Below are 14,686 nucleotides of genomic sequence, written 5' to 3' on the forward strand. Positions count from 1 at the left end.
AATATTTTTATTATTGAATATTAATCAAAGTTTTTAAACGATTGATTTCTTCTAAATTAGCAATTCCAGAATCGTCAATCATCGCAGATGAATGAAAATAATTAGCGTTTGTGGTTGCATTAATTTCCTCAATATTTGTAGAGCGTAAACCGCCTCCAGGCATAATTGTAATTTGATCAGCAGCTTTTTTAACTAAACTTTTCAAGGTCAATTTTCCGTAATTTACATCACTATCTAAACCAGAAGTTAAGATAGTTTTAAAACCTAATTTGATGACTAATTCTAACGAATCATATTCGTCAACAGTTCGGTCAAATGCACGATGAAATGTACACGGAAACGGTTTTGCTAATTCGACTAATTCTTTATTTCGATCAAAATCTATTTCATTATCATCCGTTAAAATTCCAAAAACGAAACCATCAATTCCAAAATTTTTAATGGTTTCAATTTCAGTTTTCATTTGATTAAATTCTTCATCAGAATAACAGAAATCTCCACCACGAGGGCGAATCATCACCATTATTTCTTTGTCCGTATTTTTTCTTAGCATTTCGATTTCCTCAAATGGAGGCGTTATTCCGCCAGCAGAAGCATCTGCACATAATTCGATACGATCTGCATTTGATTTTGCAGCGATTAATGCAGATTCGAGATTAAAACAAGCTATTTCTAATTTTTTCATTTTACAACAGATTTACCATCAATCAAACGATTCCCAGTTTGATCATGTACCGCAAAGTTAAACCCTGGATGAATACAATACGAACCATATTCGCCATTTTTATTGATTGCAATAAACCCAACCTGAATATTTGTAAGGTCTTTTTGACGAAGTTTAGTTAAATTAATAATTCGATTAACGGCTTCTTTACATGCATTTTCTGGCGAATAACCTTGACGCATTAATTCAACAACCAAATGACTTCCCGCGATACGAATAACTTCTTCACCATGACCAGTTGCCGTTGCTGCACCAATTTCGTTATCAACAAACAAACCTGCACCAATAATAGGCGAATCGCCAACGCGACCATGCATTTTATACGCCATTCCCGAAGTTGTACACGCGCCTGAGAGATTACCGTGCGCATCTAAAGCAATCATACCAATTGTATCGTGATTTTCGATGTTAATTGGTAGCTGATAATTGGTGTCTTTTAACCATTCTTTCCATTCTTTTTCGGATAAATTTGTCAAAAGATTTTCTTTCTTAAATCCTTTCTCTACTGCAAATTGTAATGCACCATCGCCAACTAACATCACATGTGGCGTATCTTCCATCACTTTACGCGCAACAGAAATTGGATGCATAATATATTCTAATCCCGCAACCGAACCGATATTTGCAGCATGATCCATAATGCACGCATCAAGTGTAACTTTTCCATCGCGATCTGGGCGTCCGCCATAACCAACACTGCGTTCGTTGGGATCAGCTTCAACAATTTTTACGCCTTGTTCCACAGCATCCAAAGCAGAACCTTTTGTACTAAGAACTTTCCAAGCTTCGGTGTTTGCTTCAAGACCAAATCGCCAAGTAGATAAAACAATTGGTTTGTTGGTTATTTTTGATGTATTTTTTGACGTTTGTTGTGCATTAAGGTTAATTTTTCCAGTTCCTAAAAGTAAACTTGCAGCACCTAATTTTTTAATAAAATTTCTTCTGTTACTCATGTGTTTGTCGATTTCAATACGTGTTATTAACAAATATAATTCATATTATTGTATATCATTAACACTGAAAATCAAAACTCTAAAAATTTTATGAAGCCAATTTTATTATCTTTATGGGTGATTTTAGCAAGTCTTGCGACTGCTCAAACCAAAAATTTTGCGCAATATGTTAACCCATTTATAGGTACTGGCGGACATGGACATACATTTCCGGGCGCAACTTTACCATTTGGTATGGTTCAACTTTCTCCTGATACGCGTATCGACGGCAGTTGGGATGGTTGTAGTGGTTATCATTATTCGGACGATTTTATTTACGGTTTTTCGCACACACATTTAAATGGGACAGGTGTTTCTGATTATGGCGATATTATGTTGATGCCGACTTTAAATAATAAGAGTTTTTATCAAAAAGAGTATGGTTCAAAGTTTTCGCATAAAAATGAAAAAGCTACTGCCGGATATTACCAAGTTTTATTGGATAAATATAATATTAATGTACAATTAACAACGACAACTCGTGTTGGATTGCACGAATATACATTTAATAAAGCAGGAGATGCTTCGATTATTTTAGACCTTAATCACCGGGATAAATTACTTGAAGGCGAAGTAAAAGTTGTAGACGATAAAACGATTTATGTCTACAGAAAATCAGAAGCTTGGGCAACAAATCAAAAGATTTATGCAAAGATTCAGTTTAATACACCTTTAAAAATAACGTCTACAAAAACGGGTTCACTTCAATCCAAAAAATTTGATGGAAACCAGATTGCGCTTGCTTTTGGAAAGAAAGTAAAAAAGGGCGAAAAGATCATGATAAAAGTAACGTTGTCTACAACTGGTTTTGATGGAACGGATGTAAACGCAAAAGAATTAACGACGTTTGATTTTAAGAAAACGAAAGAAAATGCAGAAAAATTTTGGAACAAAGAATTGTCTAAAATTGAAGTGAAATCTACAGATAAAGATAAATTAACCATTTTTTATACAGCGCTTTATCATACCATGATTCAACCAAATATTGCACAAGATTTAAACGGAAATTATTTAGGTCGAGATGGTAAAATTCATTTAGCCAATAATTTTGATTATTACTCGGTTTTCTCCCTTTGGGACACTTTTCGTGGCGCGCATCCTTTGTATACGCTAATTGAGAAAAGACGAACGGTTGATTTTATAAACACATTTATTGCGCAATATGAGCAAGGCGGTCGTTTGCCAGTTTGGGAACTTGCGAGTAACGAAACCGATTGTATGATTGGATATCACTCAGTTTCTGTGATTGCAGATGCAATGGTAAAAGGATTGAAAGGTTTTGATTATGAAAAAGCTTTCGAGGCTTCAAAACATTCGGCTATGTTAGATCATTTGGGTTTAAAAGCTTACAAAGCAAATGGTTTTATTGCGATTGATGATGAACACGAATCAGTTTCTAAAACGTTAGAATATGCTTACGATGATTGGTGTATTGCGCAAATGGCACTGATTTTAAATAAGAAAGAAGATTATACGTATTTTATTGAACGTTCACAGTATTGGAAAAATTTGTTTGATAAGCAATCTAATTTTATTCGTCCAAAGAAAAATGGAGGTTGGGCAACGCCTTTTGATCCAAAAGAGGTGAACAATAATTATACAGAAGCAAACGGTTGGCAATACACTTTTTTTGTTCCGCAAGATATAAATGGAATGATTGCTATGTATGGTGGTAAAGATAAATTTGCTTCGAAATTAGATGAACTTTTTAGTACAACTTCGGATATGACTGGGCGAAAGCAAGTAGATGTTACAGGTTTGATTGGGCAATATGCACACGGAAATGAGCCAAGTCATCATGCTGCATTTTTGTATAATTACGTTAATCAGCCAGAAAAAACAAAGAATTTAGTTCATAAAATATTGGATGAATTTTACACGAATTCGCCTGATGGATTAATTGGTAATGAAGATTGTGGACAAATGAGTGCGTGGTATGTTTTGGCTTCGATGGGAATTTATAGCGTGACGCCAGGTTCGGGAATTTGGACAATTACAGAACCATATTTTGACCAAATAACAATCAATTTAGAAGACGGGACGAAGCGAATTATCAATAAATCGAATTATAAAGACAATCAATATTTAGGATTTGAATTTTTAAAAGGGAAAGAAATACAACCTTTAACCGAAACTGAAAACATTGTAACAGCTCCGATTATTTCTGCACTAGAACGTACATTTAAAGATAAATTAGTAATTGAGTTAAAATCTGATAATGCAACAGATAAGATTTTTTATACATTAAATGATAAGAAAACACAAGTTTATAAAAAGCCATTTACAATAAAAGAATCGACTACGGTAAAAGCTTTTATAAATAATGAAACAAAGAAAAGTAAAACAATTTCGGCGTCGTTTTTCAAGAAACCGAATAATTATTCAATCAAATTGCAGTCAACTTACGATCCGCAATATCATGCAAATGGACCAGATGGTTTGTTAGATGGAATTCATGGTGATGGAAATTGGCGAAAAGGTGATTGGCAAGGTTATCAAGGACAAGATTTTGAAGCGATTATTGACTTAAATAAAATAAAATCTATTTCTTCTATTGATGTTAATTTTTTACAAGATTCGCGCTCGTGGATTATGATGCCAATCAAAATGGAGGTTTATTTATCGACAACAAATTCAGATTTTAAATTAGCAGGTTTATTAGAAAAAACTCCTGATCCATTTAATGATAAAATTTATACGGATGATTGGAAAATCAAACTTTCTCCAATAAAAACAAGGTATATTAAAGTAAAAATTTACAATTATGGTACTTTTCCAAAAGGTCATTTAGCCGAGCCTTTTGATGGAATATCATACATTTTTTTAGATGAAATTACAGTAAAATAAATAGTAAAATATCATGTAAAAGAGGTTAATCATTGTTGATTAACCTCTTTTTTAGTAACTTTATAAAACGAAATCAATATAAAATGCAAACAGAAGATTTAACAAAAACGCTTAAAAACAGAGCAATTAATCCAACAGCAATGCGATTATTGGTGTTAGATCGATTAAAAAAATCTGCGGTTGCATTAAGTTTAGCTGATTTAGAAATTGAAATGGATCAAGCCGATCGCGTAACGATTTATAGAACCCTAAAAACGTTCGAAGAAAATAAATTAATTCATTCTATCGAGGATGGTACAGGTTCTATAAAATATGCTTTGTGCGAGTCAAATTGCAAGTGTACACCAGAGTTTACGCATGCTCATTTTCATTGTACAAGTTGCAATCAGACCTATTGTCTAAAAAATATTCATCTTCCAGAAATCAATCTTCCCAAAAATTTTGAAGTCGAGCAATCTTCTTTTGTTTTAAAAGGAATTTGCGATCAATGTAAAGCCTAAACTAACTTTGCAACTTGGTTGCAGAATTTGCAAACTAACTTTGTGCAATAAATAAAGATAGTTATGGCGAATTGTAATAATTGTTGTTCTGTAGAAGAAAATCACGATCATTCTTCACACGATCATGACCACGAACACAATCACGATAATAGTAAATTAATTTTAGGAATTAGTTTAGCAATTTTCTTTTTAGGATTAATCATTCAATATATTTTCAAACCATCTTGGTTCATCGATCATCAATATATTCGATTGGCTTGGTACGGTGTTGCTTATGTTTTGGTTGCTTTTTCTGTTTGGAGAGAAGCGTTTGATTTAGCAAAAAAACTCGATTTTTTCAATGAATTTTCATTGATGGGAATTGCAACTTTAGGTGCTTTTGTAATTGGCGAATATCCCGAAGGTGTTGCCGTAATGTTATTTTATACGATTGGCGAAATGTTTCAGGATGCTGCGGTAACCAAAGCAAAAGGAAATATAAAAGAGTTGTTAGACGTTCGACCAGATATTGCGCATGTTTTGCGAAATGGTAATTTCGAAACTATAAAACCGCATGATGTTACAATTGGCGAAACAATACAAGTAAAAGTTGGTGAGAAAATTCCGTTAGATGGCGAATTAATTTCTGATAAAGGAAGTTTTAATACCGCAGCTTTAACGGGCGAAAGTAAACCATCTACCTACAAACTTGGCGAAACTGTTTTGGCAGGAATGTTAAATCTAGAAAATGTTGTAGAGATAAAAACAACAAAGAAATTTGAAGATAGTTCTATCGCAAAAATTCTTCAAATGGTTCAAGATGCGGCATCTAGAAAAGCACCAACAGAACTTTTTATCCGAAAATTCGCAAAAATTTATACACCAATTGTTTTCTTTTTGGCATTGGCACTTGTAGTCATTCCATACTTTTTTGTAGACACTTATGTTTTTAGAGATTGGTTATATCGCGGTTTGGTTTTCTTGGTTGTTTCTTGTCCTTGTGCTTTGGTAATTTCAGTTCCGTTAGGTTATTTTGGAGGAATTGGAGCAGCTTCTCGAAACGGAATTTTAGTAAAAGGTTCTAACTTTTTAGATTTAATTTCGAAAGTGAATACAGTTGTGATGGATAAAACGGGAACAATGACCGAAGGTGTTTTTGAAGTTCAAAAGATTGAAACAAATCTTGATCAAAAACATTTTTTAGACTATGTTTCTGCGTTAGAAAAACAATCAACACATCCAATCGCAAAAGCAATTGTTGCGAATCATCCTTCCGAATTAAAAGCGATAGAAGTTGAAGAAATTTCAGGAAAAGGATTGAAAGGTAAAGTAGATAATAAAGTTGTATTAGCAGGAAATGGCAAGTTATTGCATCATTTTTCTATTCAATATCCACAAGAAATAAATGATATTGTAGAAAGTATAGTTGTTGTTGCAATTGATGGTAAATATGCGGGTTATATTACGATTGCCGATAAAGTAAAAGCTGATGCAAAGCAGGCTATTGCGCGTATGAAAGCATTAGGAGTTTCGAAAACAATTATGTTAAGTGGTGATAAAAATACAATTACACAAAATGTTGCGAAAGAAGTTGGAGTAGATGAAGCTTTTGGAGAATTATTACCAGAAGGAAAAGTAGAAAAAGTTGAGGCTTTGAAACAAAATTCTAATCAAGTAATTGCTTTTGTTGGTGATGGTATAAATGATGCGCCCGTTTTGGCATTGAGTGATGTTGGTATAGCAATGGGCGGTTTGGGAAGTGATGCTGCGATAGAAACAGCTGATATTGTCATTCAGACCGATCAACCATCAAAAATTGCAACGGCGATTAGTATTGGTCGCGAAACAAGAAAAATTGTAATTCAGAATATTGTTTTAGCAATGTCCGTAAAAGCAATTGTTTTATTTCTTGGTGCCGATGGTATTGCCAACATGTGGGAAGCTGTTTTTGCAGATGTTGGTGTAGCAATGCTCGCAATTCTGAATGCAGTTCGTATTCAGCGAATGAAATTTAAATAATTTAAATAAAAAAAATAAGCGACTATATGTCGCTTATTTTTTTAAATACAGATCTTCCATTAACTGGAGATCAACGCCTAATATATTTGTTAAATAATATTCTATAGTTCCAAATTCTTTCTTAATTGTCTGAAAAGCAGTTTCTAAATACACAGGATAAACCTCGATTAAGTATTTATAATCAGGATTAATTTTAAGCATATGTGCATACTTTTGTTCCAAACAAATATTAGAATCCATATAATCCTCCATAATCGTATCAAAATCAACTTTTAAAGCAGCTAAAATCATTGCCGTAGCAAAACCAGTTCTGTCTTTTCCGGCTGTACAATGAAACAAAATTGGTGTTCTATTTTTGTGTTGTACAATATCAAAGAATTTCTTGTACTGTGATTGACACGTTTTATCCAAAACAAAATCTTGGTAAATAGTGCACATAAACTCTTTTGGATTAGAGATTCCTTCTCTAAATTGTTTCACTAAATTTTCAAAATGACCAGAAGAAATATCCAAATGAACCTCGTGATTACAACTATTCGGAATGTGATCTGGGTTTTTTGATCGTTCGTAAATTGTTCGTAAATCAATGATTGTTCTTATCGGAAAATCATTCAATACTTCTAAATCATTATCTGTTAAATTTGCTAAATCATCAGATCTGATTAACAATCCTTTTCTTAAAACTTGTTCGTCTTTGTTAATTATTCCGCCTAAATCTCTAAAATTAAATCCGCCTTCAAGAGAAAGAGTTCTTTCATTTAGAGCGATTGCGTTTAAAGTATTTTCCATTGTTCTTCGTTTTTAGGTTGACAATTTCAACACCTAAAAGTTACAAGTTATATTCGGTATAGTGGTGTTAAAAAAAGTATAAGTTTTTACTTTAACACAACATTATTTTAATTCAATCTAAATTTAATTTATCTTCGCATAGAATTAGAATAAATCTAAATAATCTGATGGGAGATAAAGTTAAAATTGCGAAAGAAAAATTCATCTTAAGAAAGAAAGAATTTGTTACACCACATCTTATTCGCGTTTATCTAGAAAATAATGATGTTTCTTTTTTTGAGGATACAACATTAGGAGGAACATGTAAATTGTTGTTTCCACCACTTGGAATTCGTGATATTCACTATGCTGAGTATGATGCAGAGAATAAAAAATGGATTTCGCCATCAGATAAATTCAAACCAGTTTCGCGCACTTATACGTTGCGAGATATTGATACAGAAAACAATCAAGTTGTTATAGATATTGCAAATCATGGGTTAAAAGGACCAGGTTCTCGTTGGGCAAATGAAGCAAAAGTTGGTGATATGATTGGAGTTTCGATGAAATCGAAGAAAAAAGAATTGGCACCTAAAGCAGATTTTATTCTTTTAGCAGCAGATTTAACAGGTTTACCCGTAATTTCTACAATTATTGAATCTTTATCTGCCAATACAAAAGGAATAGTTTGTGTAGAAGTTCCGACAGAAAACGATATCCATACCATCGAAACAAAAGCTGATTTAGAATTTAAATGGATTATCAATCCAAATATCGGACAAGGAACCGCGTTGCATACCTTGGTAAATAGTCAAAAATACCCAAAACGTAAAGACGGAAAACGTTTTGCTTATGTTGCGGGAGAATCTAAATCTGTAAAAGAAATTAAATCTTTTTTTAAAGATGATTTAGAATGGAAAAAAGACGAATTTTACTGTACATCGCATTGGAAAGCTGGTAAAGCAGAGAAAAATCCATTAGAAGACTGTCACGAAAAAATTGAACAAGAACTTTATATCAAAGTGTTTTAAATATTTCTCAATAATCTATTTTTAGAAAGCTTCATCTTTTGGTGAAGCTTTTTTTAGTGATTTATATGAGATAAAGTTAGTATAGAAAAACAAAAAAAAACCTGCTTTATAAAAGCAGGTTTTTTTTAATTTGATTCGTTGTAAAGTGTATTGTGATCCTTGTCTAAAAAATTAAATTGTAAAAATTTATAGGCATCTCTTGGAACAATTTTGATCCACTTTTTATGTTTAATAAACCATTTCATCTGAATGCTTGGCAATCCATACTTCAAATACGAAGCGATAAAAGGATGGACATGTAAAGACATTTTCTTTAAGTCTTTATCTTTTCTTTCAAGGATATTCAAGAGCACTTGTTCAATTTTATCAATTGTAACGATTGGTGCTTCAACTTCATTCGATTCTTGGTTGGGATTTTCTTCAGTCGTAACAAAGTTCACTTCTGGTCGAACTCGTTGTCTTGTAATCTGAATCAATCCAAATTTACTTGGAGGCAAAATCTTATGTTTTGCTTTGTCTTTCGCCATTTCAGCTCGCAGATGTTCAAACAATTCTTTTTTATGTTCTGCATCTGTCATGTCTATAAAATCGACCACAACAATTCCTCCCATATCACGTAAGCGCAATTGACGTGCAATTTCCGAAGCCGCAATTTTATTCACTAAAAAGGCAGAATCTTCTTGATTTTTAGAATTTCTAGAGATATTTCCAGAATTTACATCAATCACATGCAATGCTTCCGTATGTTCAATCACAAGGTATGCACCCTTAGATTGTGGAATTGTAACTGTTTTACCAAAAGCTTGTTTAATTTGTCTTTCGACATTAAACTTCTCAAAAATAGGAACAAATGGATCGTCGTATTCTTTTACCAGATTTATTTTATCTGGCGCAATAACTTCCAAATATTCACGCATTTCGTCCGCTAACTCAATATCATCAACAGAAATTTTAATAAAATCATCATTAAAATTATCTCTTAAAATAGAAGAAGCACGATCCATTTCGCTAAGAATTTTAGCTGGAGCCGTTTTTTTCTGAAGATTTTTGAAGATTTGAGTCCATTTGTTTAACAAATAAGCCAAATCTGCTTGTAATTCTTCAGCATTTTTATCTTCTGCTACAGTTCTGATGATAACACCAAAACCTTCGGGAGTTAAACTTTCTAAAATTTTGATTAAACGATCGCGTTCAGGTTTTGTTTTGATTTTTTGTGAAATCGAAACACGTTCCGAAAACGGAACTAAAACTAAATAACGACCAGCAATAGAAATTTCAGAAGTAATTCTTGGTCCTTTCGTATGGATTGGTTCTTTTGTAATTTGAACTAATACAGAGTCACCTGGCGCAAAAATATCAGTAATCTGACCATCTTTGTCAATCGGTTTTTCCATACGGAAGTTTTTCAATTTTTCGGTCTTGTACATTCCATTTCCTACAATTTTGTTGTAAGCATTTGACGAACGTATTTGTGGACCTAAGTCATGATAATGTAAAAATGCATCTTTAGAATAACCAATGTCAACAAAGGTTGCATTTAAACTAGGAGCTAATTTTTTGATTTTACCCAAGTAAATATCACCAACTGCAAAGCCATCATTTGCAGTATCTTGATGAAATTCCATCAGGCGTCCTTCATCTAAAACTGCGATGCGTACTTGATCAGCTAAGGCTGAAATTACTAATTCTTTACTCATCAAAAAATTTATTTTTAAAAATGATAAAAGCACTTTCCAAATATTTTTGAAAAGTGCTATCTTGTAAAAAGATTAAATTTTTAATAGCTATGCTACTAATTATTTTTTCTTTTTGTGTCTGTTAAGACGACGACGTTTTTTACGTTTGTGCGTCGCTACCTTATGTCTTTTACGTTTTTTTCCGCTTGGCATGATACAATTATTTTATTGTTATTTGATTACGTTTGCTTCGCTAGTCTTAACATCTTCGATGAAAGTCTTAGCTGGTTTAAATGTTGGAACGTTATGAGCTGGAATAATGATAGAAGTCCCTTTTGTAATATTTCTACCAGTTTTTTCTGCTCTGGTTTTAATAGTAAAAGATCCAAATCCTCTTAAGTATACATTTTCTCCCTCTACTAATGATTTAATCACCTCCTCCATAAACGATTCTACCACTCTTTGAGTATCGCTCTTTTCAAGTCCTAATTTACTTGAAATGTTATTTACTATTTCTGCCTTTGTCATAATTCCTCTTATTATTCTTAAATTTGAAAGCGGGTGCAAATATACGATTGTATCTTAACAAAAAAAAGATTTTTTCAGTTTTTATGAACTTCAACTATCTGATTTTGTCATATTTTGACAAGAATAAAAGAGATTTACCTTGGCGTGATACAATTGACCCATTTCGAATTTGGTTGTCAGAAATAATACTCCAACAAACAAGGGTTGACCAAGGTATGAAATTTTACAATAATTTCATACAAGAATTCGATACTATTTTCGATTTAGCAAAAGCTGATGAACAAAAAGTGCTAAAACTCTGGCAAGGACTAGGGTATTATTCGCGTGCCAGAAATTTACATTTCACGGCACAACATATTGCCACAGAATTAAATGGTGTTTTTCCATCTAATTTTACAGATCTAAAAAAGTTAAAAGGAGTTGGCGATTATACAGCGGCTGCAATAGCATCAATAGTTAACAAAGAAGCTGTACCAGCGGTAGACGGTAATATGTTTCGTGTTTTTGCGCGTTATTTTAACATTGATGATGATATAAGTTCGCCAAAAACAAAGAAGATTTTTTGGGATTTAGGCATGGAAATTATCGATCAAAAAAGACCAGGAGATTTTAATCAAGCGGTGATGGATTTGGGCGCGACAATTTGTACTCCAAAATTACCAAAATGCGATATTTGTCCATTAAATGAATCGTGCGAAGCCTTGAGATTGAATAAAGTACTTGACTTGCCAGTTAAGTTAAAAAAGACAAAAATATCTAACCGTTTTTTGCACTTTATAGTTATTGAAAATGATGATAAAATTGCTTTATGCAAACGTAATGGTAACGATGTTTGGCGCAATTTATTTACTTTTCCACTTGTAGAAACAACCACAGATTTGTTGGATAAAGGCTTTGTTTTAGAGACCGAATTAGATGATAATTTGAGCTTTATTTCGGAAGAAAAACACATTTTATCGCATCAAAATTTATTTATAAAATATTGGAAATTAAATGTATCTTTAGTAGAAATAAACAATTTAGCAAAGGATTTAGCGTTCGAAATGATCTCTTTTAATGACATTGAGCATTATCCGCTTCCTAAACCAATAGAAAAATTTATAAATAAATATTATTTGGATTAACTTTGTATCTTACAAGCCACTAAACAACCTATAACTATGAATGGAACAACGAATAAAGTACTTTTAATTGGAAATTTAGGAGATGATTTAAAATTGCATCACTTTGACGAACAAAATTGTATTGGACGATTTCCTATCGCAACAACGGAATCATATATTTCGAGAACGGGAGAGCGAATTACAGAAACTGAATGGCATAACATTGTGACGCGAAATAAATTAGCGGAATTATGTGATCGTTACCTTAAAAAAGGAGACAAAGTTTTTGTAGAAGGTCGTATCAAAACAAGAAAGTGGGATGATAATGGACAAACTCGTTATACAACAGAAATTGTTGCAAATTCGATTGAGTTTTTAACGCCAAAAGTTGAAAATGAACACCGTCAAAATACGCAAAGTGATCAAAATAAAACTAATCAATCTCAAAACACAACAGTTGTCGATCCTCCATTTTTAGCTGAAGGAGAGGACGATTTGCCTTTTTAGAAATTAAAAAAATAAATGATTTTTACAAAACTTAACGTTTTACGTCATACAATGAATTTTAAAACTATAATAGCATTATGTAGTAGTGCTATTTTTTTTGTGTCTTGCAATAAAAATGAAGATGTTGCAAAGCCTTTGGGCGAAATTAGATTAGAATATCCAACCCAAACGTATGTGCAGTTTGCAGAAAATGCACCTTATACTTTTCAGTATTCTAATTTCGGGAAAATAGTAAAAGGTAAGCAGCAAAATTGGTATGTTGTTTCGTATCCTAAGATGAAAGCAACAATTTATCTGACATATTTTCCGATTAATTCGCCACAAGATTTGATTGTCAAAATCAAGGAAAGTGAGCGTTTTGTGCAAGATCAGACGGTTAAAGCAAGTTTTATATCGCCTCAAGAATTTTCATTTCCTAAGAAACGTGTTTTTGGTACATTATATGAATTAGGAGGAGAGTCTGCCATTAATATGCAGTTTCATGCAACAGATAGTGTCAAAAATTTTATTACGGGTTCGGTTTATTTCAAAACTCAACCAAAACCAGATTCACTTGCTCCAGCAGTAGATTATATCAAAAAAGATGTGAAAAAATTGCTTGAAACATTGGAATGGAAAAAATAAAAGTGGCTGATAAATAAAAACAATTAATTTTGTAGTCATTATAAAAATACAATATAAATAAATTTAGAATAATATGTTAATACAGATAGCTACATTAATGCTAAGTCTGATGCTTCTAGTAATGCTGCACGAACTTGGACATTATGTTACAGCAAGATGGTTTGGCGTTCGTGTAGAACGTTTCTTTTGTTTCTTTGACGTAAAATTTGCCATCTGGAAAAAACAGATTGGTGATACAGTTTACGGAATAGGATGGTTGCCACTTGGTGGTTATGTAAAACTTTCGGGAATGATTGATGAAAGTATGGATCTTGATCAAATGAAACAAGAACCAAAACCATGGGAATTTAGAACTAAGCCAGCTTGGCAACGATTAATCATCATGTTAGGTGGTATTATTGTCAATATTGTTTTAGCGATGATTATTTACACAGTGATTTTTGCTTCGCAAGGAGAAAATTACGTTAATGTTAATAAAATGCAATACGGTATAGAGGTTGATTCTGCTCAAACTTCTTTGGGTTTAAGAAATGGCGATATTCCTGTTGGTGTTAATGGTATTAAATATCAATCGTTACAAGAAATTAATAAAGAAGCCTTGTTAGGAGGAACTTCTTTAGAAGTAAAACGTGATGGAAAAGAAGTTTCTTTACCAATTAATGAAAATTTCCGTACACAAATATTAGCTTATAAAAGTGGATTTTTTAAACCACAAACAACATTTGTTGTAGACTCTGTTACAGAAAATAGTTCGGCTCAAAAAGCAGGATTATTAAAAGGAGATAAAATAGTTGCTGTAGATGGTTTTACAACACCATTATTTTCAAGCTTTAAAAGTAAAATTAAAGAATATAAAGGGAAAAGTACATCATTAAGTGTTATTAGAAATGGTGAGCCAGTAGAATTAATGGCAACAATAGATAAAGATGGCACATTAGGATTTAGAGGAGATACATCAGGTTATCTAAGTACATTAGTAGAACATAAAGATTACACAATTGGAGAGAGTGTTGCAATGGGAATTGTAAAACCATTCGATGCAATTGTAACACAAGTTCGCGGAATAGGAACATTGTTTAAAGTAAAAGATGGACGTAAGCAAGTTGCAGGACCTATTGGTATGGTAAAACAAATGCCAACAGAATGGAACTGGTTATTTTTCTGGTCATTTACAGCAATGATTTCTGCTTGGTTAGCATTTATTAACTTATTACCAATTCCAGGTTTAGATGGTGGACACGCTGTTTTTGCAATCTACGAAATGGTTACAGGTAAAAAACCAAGTGATAAAGTTTTAGAAAAAGCACAAATGGTAGGTGTTGTCATAATACTTGGTTTAATGGTATTTATCTTCGGAAATGATATCATTAATATGATTTTTGGATAAA

The 14,686-nt window shown here is 32.5% G+C and carries 13 protein-coding genes; 8 read left to right on the forward strand and 5 right to left on the reverse strand.

What is annotated here, in order from left to right; all coding sequences use genetic code 11:
- Positions 1–10: 10 nt before the first annotated feature.
- Together BM072_RS12650 and BM072_RS12655 are read right to left on the reverse strand one after the other, a co-directional pair.
- Complete coding sequence (locus BM072_RS12650) at positions 11–685, reverse strand: copper homeostasis protein CutC (RefSeq protein WP_092909051.1); 675 nt, start codon at positions 683–685, stop codon at positions 11–13.
- Positions 682–1,677 (reverse strand): isoaspartyl peptidase/L-asparaginase family protein, encoded by a 996-nt coding sequence (locus tag BM072_RS12655; protein ID WP_092909055.1) that lies wholly within the window; start codon positions 1,675–1,677, stop codon positions 682–684. The genes BM072_RS12650 and BM072_RS12655 overlap by 4 nt, the downstream gene beginning before the upstream one ends.
- A gap of 90 nt (positions 1,678–1,767) precedes the next feature.
- Between BM072_RS12655 and BM072_RS12660 the strand changes: the two genes are divergently transcribed.
- The 3 genes from BM072_RS12660 to BM072_RS12670 all read left to right on the forward strand — a co-directional run bounded on the left by BM072_RS12660 (position 1,768) and on the right by BM072_RS12670 (position 7,061).
- The gene (locus BM072_RS12660) at positions 1,768–4,563 is read left to right on the forward strand and encodes a GH92 family glycosyl hydrolase (protein WP_092909058.1); all 2,796 of its coding nucleotides are present in this window, start codon (positions 1,768–1,770) and stop codon (positions 4,561–4,563) included.
- Positions 4,564–4,646: 83 nt separating this feature from the next.
- Complete coding sequence (locus tag BM072_RS12665) at positions 4,647–5,063, forward strand: Fur family transcriptional regulator (RefSeq protein ID WP_092909061.1); 417 nt, start codon at positions 4,647–4,649, stop codon at positions 5,061–5,063.
- Between the two features lie 63 nt (positions 5,064–5,126).
- A complete protein-coding gene (locus tag BM072_RS12670; RefSeq protein ID WP_092909063.1) occupies positions 5,127–7,061 on the forward strand; it encodes a heavy metal translocating P-type ATPase in 1,935 nt (644 codons plus the stop codon).
- A 33-nt stretch (positions 7,062–7,094) separates the two neighbouring features.
- Here BM072_RS12670 and BM072_RS12675 read toward each other — a convergent pair whose 3' ends face one another.
- Complete coding sequence (locus BM072_RS12675) at positions 7,095–7,850, reverse strand: tyrosine-protein phosphatase (protein ID WP_092909065.1); 756 nt, start codon at positions 7,848–7,850, stop codon at positions 7,095–7,097.
- Between the two features lie 167 nt (positions 7,851–8,017).
- Between BM072_RS12675 and BM072_RS12680 the strand changes: the two genes are divergently transcribed.
- A complete protein-coding gene (locus tag BM072_RS12680; RefSeq protein ID WP_092909067.1) occupies positions 8,018–8,860 on the forward strand; it encodes a siderophore-interacting protein in 843 nt (280 codons plus the stop codon).
- A 125-nt stretch (positions 8,861–8,985) separates the two neighbouring features.
- Here BM072_RS12680 and BM072_RS12685 read toward each other — a convergent pair whose 3' ends face one another.
- Both BM072_RS12685 and BM072_RS12690 read right to left on the reverse strand, forming a co-directional pair.
- Positions 8,986–10,557, reverse strand: a complete 1,572-nt coding sequence (locus tag BM072_RS12685) for an Rne/Rng family ribonuclease (protein ID WP_092909069.1) — start codon at positions 10,555–10,557, stop codon at positions 8,986–8,988.
- A 210-nt stretch (positions 10,558–10,767) separates the two neighbouring features.
- Positions 10,768–11,064: an HU family DNA-binding protein gene (locus tag BM072_RS12690; protein WP_092909071.1), complete on the reverse strand. Its 297-nt coding sequence runs from the start codon at positions 11,062–11,064 to the stop codon at positions 10,768–10,770.
- Between the two features lie 104 nt (positions 11,065–11,168).
- Here BM072_RS12690 and mutY point away from each other — a divergent pair, with 104 nt between their 5' ends.
- From mutY to rseP, 4 genes are all read left to right on the forward strand, one after another.
- Positions 11,169–12,188 (forward strand): A/G-specific adenine glycosylase, encoded by a 1,020-nt coding sequence (mutY, locus tag BM072_RS12695; protein WP_245752178.1) that lies wholly within the window; start codon positions 11,169–11,171, stop codon positions 12,186–12,188.
- A 36-nt stretch (positions 12,189–12,224) separates the two neighbouring features.
- Positions 12,225–12,674, forward strand: coding sequence for a single-stranded DNA-binding protein (locus tag BM072_RS12700; RefSeq protein ID WP_092909075.1), 450 nt, complete (start codon positions 12,225–12,227; stop codon positions 12,672–12,674).
- 15 nt (positions 12,675–12,689) lie between these two features.
- Complete coding sequence (gene gldD, locus BM072_RS12705; RefSeq protein ID WP_125113459.1) at positions 12,690–13,298, forward strand: gliding motility lipoprotein GldD; 609 nt, start codon at positions 12,690–12,692, stop codon at positions 13,296–13,298.
- 73 nt (positions 13,299–13,371) lie between these two features.
- A complete protein-coding gene (gene rseP / locus BM072_RS12710; RefSeq protein ID WP_092909077.1) occupies positions 13,372–14,685 on the forward strand; it encodes an RIP metalloprotease RseP in 1,314 nt (437 codons plus the stop codon).
- Position 14,686: the final 1 nt, after the last annotated feature.

Origin of the sequence: Algoriella xinjiangensis, from assembly GCF_900115015.1 — a bacterium.
Lineage (GTDB): Bacteria > Bacteroidota > Bacteroidia > Flavobacteriales > Weeksellaceae > Empedobacter > Empedobacter xinjiangensis.

Bases quoted from the DNA above. Each gene is read 5' to 3' on its own strand.
- BM072_RS12650 (WP_092909051.1), bottom strand. From the start codon at position 685: ATGAAAAAATTAGAAATAGCTTGTTTTAATCTCGAATCTGCATTAATC.
- BM072_RS12655 (WP_092909055.1), bottom strand. From the start codon at position 1,677: ATGAGTAACAGAAGAAATTTTATTAAAAAATTAGGTGCTGCAAGTTTA.
- BM072_RS12660 (WP_092909058.1), top strand. From the start codon at position 1,768: ATGAAGCCAATTTTATTATCTTTATGGGTGATTTTAGCAAGTCTTGCG.
- BM072_RS12665 (WP_092909061.1), top strand. From the start codon at position 4,647: ATGCAAACAGAAGATTTAACAAAAACGCTTAAAAACAGAGCAATTAAT.
- BM072_RS12670 (WP_092909063.1), top strand. From the start codon at position 5,127: ATGGCGAATTGTAATAATTGTTGTTCTGTAGAAGAAAATCACGATCAT.
- BM072_RS12675 (WP_092909065.1), bottom strand. From the start codon at position 7,850: ATGGAAAATACTTTAAACGCAATCGCTCTAAATGAAAGAACTCTTTCT.
- BM072_RS12680 (WP_092909067.1), top strand. From the start codon at position 8,018: ATGGGAGATAAAGTTAAAATTGCGAAAGAAAAATTCATCTTAAGAAAG.
- BM072_RS12685 (WP_092909069.1), bottom strand. From the start codon at position 10,557: ATGAGTAAAGAATTAGTAATTTCAGCCTTAGCTGATCAAGTACGCATC.
- BM072_RS12690 (WP_092909071.1), bottom strand. From the start codon at position 11,064: ATGACAAAGGCAGAAATAGTAAATAACATTTCAAGTAAATTAGGACTT.
- BM072_RS12700 (WP_092909075.1), top strand. From the start codon at position 12,225: ATGAATGGAACAACGAATAAAGTACTTTTAATTGGAAATTTAGGAGAT.
- gldD (WP_125113459.1), top strand. From the start codon at position 12,690: ATGATTTTTACAAAACTTAACGTTTTACGTCATACAATGAATTTTAAA.
- rseP (WP_092909077.1), top strand. From the start codon at position 13,372: ATGTTAATACAGATAGCTACATTAATGCTAAGTCTGATGCTTCTAGTA.